The sequence below is a fragment of the Mycobacterium colombiense genome (assembly GCF_003284935.1).
In the GTDB taxonomy this organism is placed as follows: Bacteria; Actinomycetota; Actinomycetes; order Mycobacteriales; family Mycobacteriaceae; genus Mycobacterium; species Mycobacterium arosiense_A.
Genome location: NZ_QMEV01000132.1, coordinates 1 through 4,014 on the forward strand (window position 1 = coordinate 1; position 4,014 = coordinate 4,014).

Below are 4,014 nucleotides of genomic sequence, written 5' to 3' on the forward strand. Positions count from 1 at the left end.
GATCCGCCGCGCCGTCCAACGAAAAACGAGCAGCTGATGGCGGGTTTTTGGCCCGGGAATCCCGGCTTTCGCCGTGTCTCGTTGCCCCGACTTTTCGATGTTGGGACAATGGAGGTTTGTATCTGACGATTTGGTGGGGAGTGGGGCTCGACGTCCAGCGTCATCGGCTCTCATCAAGTGAAAGGTTTTGCGAGTCATGACGGAGTTGGTTACCGGGAAAACGTTGCCGAACGTGGTCGTCACGGGCGTGGCCATGACGACGGCGCTGGCCACGGACGCCGAGAGCACCTGGAAGCTGCTGCTGGACAGCCAAAGTGGTATCCGCAAACTCGAGGATTCCTTCGTCGAGGAGTTCGACCTGCCGGTCCGCATCGGCGGGCACCTGCTGGAGGACTTCGACGGCGCGCTGACCCGCGCCGAACGCCACCGGATGGGCTATCTGCAGCGTATGTCGGCCGTGTTGAGCCGGCGGGTCTGGGAGAACGCCGGCTCCCCCGAGGTCGACCCCAACCGCCTGATGGTGTCGATCGGCACCGGTCTGGGGTCCGCCGAGCAGATCGTGTTCAGTTATGACGATCTGCGCGCCCGGGGCATCGCGGGGGTCTCGCCGCTGGCGGTGTCGAAGTACATGCCCGACGGCGCGGCCGTCGCGGTGGCCCTGGAGCGGCGCGCCAAGGCCGGGGTGATCACGCCGGTGTCGGCGTGCGCGTCGGGTTCCGAGGGCGTGGCGCAGGCCTGGCGCAACATCGTGTTCGGCGAGGCCGATGTGGCCATCTGCGGTGGCGTCGAGGTCCGGATCGAGGCGGTCGCGATCGCGGCGTTCGCCCAGATGCGCATCGTGATGTCGACCAAGAACGACGACCCGGCGGGGGCCTGCCGCCCGTTCGACCGCGACCGCACCGGCTTCGTGTTCGGCGAGGCCGGCGCGCTGATGGTCATCGAAACCGAAGAACACGCCAAAGCTCGCGGCGCCAACATCTTGGCCCGCATCATGGGCGCCAGCATCACCTCCGACGGCTACCACATGGTCGCTCCGGACCCCAACGGCCTGCGCGCCGGGCACGCCATGAGCCGCGCCATCCAGCTCGCCGGCCTGAGCCCGTCCGACATTCACCACGTCAACGCCCACGCCACGGGCACCTCCGTCGGCGACGTCGCCGAGGCCCAGGCCATCAACAACGCCCTGGGCCCGCACGGCGGCAACGCCGCCGTCTACGCACCCAAGGGCGCCCTGGGCCACTCGGTGGGTGCGGTCGGCGCGGTGGAGTCCATCCTGACCGTGCTCGCCCTGCGCGACCAGGTCGTCCCGCCCACGCTCAACCTGGAAAACCTCGACCCCGAAGTCGACCTGGACGTCGTGGCCGGCAAACCACGCCCCGGCAACTACGAGTACGCCATCAACAACTCGTTCGGCTTCGGCGGCCACAACGTGGCCACCGTCTTCGGGCGGTACTGAGCCTCGTTTGGTGGGCGGAGCCGGGGGTAAAGCCCCGACTATGGCTTTCGCCGAGTATCAAAACGAGCTGTACGAGGAGTCGCTGCACGGCAATCAGCCGCAGTATCCGATCAGGTTCGAGGAGCTGGAGGCCAAGGCCGCGGCGGCGATGACGCCGAAAGTGCTGGGCTATGTGGCCGGCGGCGCCGGTGACGAGCACACCCAGCGCGCCAACTGCGAGGCCTTCAAGCGGTGGGGCTTGTATCCGCGCATGGGGATCGCCCCCGAGCAGCGCGATATGTCCGTCGAGTTGTTCGGCATCAGGTTTCCGTCTCCCATCTTCATGGCACCCATCGGCGTCATCGGGGTGTGCGACCCCGACGGCCACGGGGACATGCTCTGTGTGCGTGCCTCGGTCCGCACCGGCGTGCCGTTTTTCCTGGGAACACTGTCGGCCGACCCGATGGAAAACCTCGCCGCCGACCTCGGTGATACCCCGGCGTTTTTCCAGCTGTACACGCCCCCGAACCGCAAGATGGCCGCCAGCCTGGTGCACCGGGCCGAGGCGGTCGGCTTCAAGGGCATCGCCGTCACCCTGGACACCTGGGTCACCGGCTGGCGTCCCCGCGACCTGAGCGGCGGGAACTACCCGCAGGTGCCCAGCGGGTGCCTGGCCAACTACACCAGCGACCCGGTTTTTCGCGCCACGCTGAGCCGGGGTGAAGACGCCACGGAGGCGGCGGTGCGTAAGCTGCCGATCTTCGGTGGGCCGTTCCGGTGGGAGGACCTGGAGTGGCTGCGGTCCGAGACCAGCCTGCCGCTGATGGTCAAGGGCATCTGCCATCCCGACGACGTTCGCCGCGCCAAAGACCTTGGCGTGGACGCCATTTACTGCTCCAACCATGGCGGACGGCAAGCCAACGGCGGGCTGCCCTGCCTAGATTGCCTGCCCGGGGTCCTCGAGGCCGCCGACGGGATACCGGTGCTGTTCGACTCGGGGGTGCGCGGGGGCGCCGACATCATCAAGGCGCTGGCCCTGGGTGCGACCGCCGTTGGGATCGGCCGGCCGTACGCCTACGGGTTGGCGGTCGGTGGTGTCGACGGCATCGTGCACGTGTTGCGCTCGCTGCTGGCCGAAGCGGACCTGATCATGGCCGTCGACGGGTATCCCTCGCTCAAGGACCTCACCCCCGACGCGTTGCGACGCGTCGAATACGCTCGGTAACAAGACTATTCGTAACTCCCCTCCACGTACCAGTGCCGCTGGCGATAGCACAGCAGCAGCGCACGCTCGCTCTCCAGCAACACCTGGGCGCGGGCGGTGCGGCCCTTGCCCAGGTCGGGATCCCACCACCGCTCGTCCACCGGCCAGGGCCCGGACCACCAGCACAGCCGTTCGTCCCGGCCGTGGGCGACGATGCGCGCGGGGTCGGCGGAGAACAGCCCCCGGATGGTCACCCGTATCGGATTCCCTTGGGCGTCAAGCAGTTCCACCGGTTCGTCCAGCAGCACCGCCGGTGACGGCTCGGGCAACCGGCCGGGCCACGGCAGATCGGGATCGGCCCGCGGCACCGGCTCGTCGCCGAGCGGGATCAGCGTGATGCGCTCGGCCGGGCCGCGCCCGCCGGACAGCACCGGCACCCGCACCGCCTCCGGGCCGAGCAGGCCCTGCACCCGTACCAGCGCGCGGCGGGCCCGCAGCCTGTCCTCCTCGCCCAGGCCGCCCCAGAGCGGCAGCTGCAGCGCCTCGGCCGAGACCACCTCCACTGCGGCAAGCCGCAACAGCGTCACCGCGGCGGTGGGACGGGGAGTGCGCGCGGTGCGGCTGCTCAACCATCCGTCGAGCTGCCAGCGCACCCGATCGGCGGTGGCGTCCTCGGTCAACGGTTCGGCGCACCGCCACACCCGGTGCAGTTCTTCGCCGTTGGCGGTGACGGCGTGGATGGCCAGCCGGGTGCATCCCACGCCGGCGTCCATCAGCGCCTGATGCAGCCTACCGGCCAACGAGCGGCCGGCGAACGCCGCGGCATCGACCCGGTCGATCGGTGGATCGCAGTCCAGCACGGCCTCGAGTTCGGCGGGCGGCTCCCGCCCGGAGGGCGGCCGTTCGGGCTCGCCGCGGGCCAACCGGTGCGCGGTCACCCCGTCGGCGCCGAACCTGGAGGCCACGTCGCTGCGCGACAGCGCGGCGAACTGCCCGATGGTGCGAATCCCCATCCGCCACAACAGGTCCGTCAGTTCTTCGCGGCCGGCACCGGACAGGCTCGGTTCGGTGGCAAGTTGGCGGATGGACAGCACCGACAAAAATTTCGCGTCGCCTCCCGGCTCGACGATCCGGCCCGCCCGGGCCGCGAAGACCGCGGTGGACAACCGGTCGGCGATCCCGGCCTGACACTCGGCGCCGGCGGCGGCCACCGCGTCGATCAGGCGTTCGGCCGCGGTGGCCTCGGACCCGAAATAGCGCGCCGCCCCGCGCACCGGCAACACCAGGAGGCCGGGCCGCAGCACCTCGGCCCGGGGCACCAGGTCGTCCACCGCCGCGATCACCGCCTCGAAGAAGCGGGCGTCGCGGTCCGCGT

Annotated in this window: 3 protein-coding genes; 2 read left to right on the top strand and 1 reads right to left on the bottom strand. The window is 69.8% G+C overall.

The window, feature by feature from the left end:
* The first annotated feature begins 196 nt into the window (after positions 1-196).
* Together kasB and DQP57_RS26220 are read left to right on the top strand one after the other, a co-directional pair.
* Positions 197-1,456 (top strand): 3-oxoacyl-ACP synthase KasB, encoded by a 1,260-nt coding sequence (kasB, locus tag DQP57_RS26215; RefSeq protein ID WP_165821911.1) that lies wholly within the window; start codon positions 197-199, stop codon positions 1,454-1,456.
* Positions 1,457-1,496: 40 nt separating this feature from the next.
* A complete protein-coding gene (locus DQP57_RS26220) occupies positions 1,497-2,660 on the top strand; it encodes an alpha-hydroxy-acid oxidizing protein (protein ID WP_112635800.1) in 1,164 nt (387 codons plus the stop codon).
* Positions 2,661-2,665: 5 nt separating this feature from the next.
* Here DQP57_RS26220 and DQP57_RS26225 read toward each other — a convergent pair.
* A partial coding sequence (locus DQP57_RS26225) for a DNA polymerase Y family protein (protein ID WP_133259322.1) occupies positions 2,666-4,014 on the bottom strand: 1,349 nt, incomplete at its 5' end.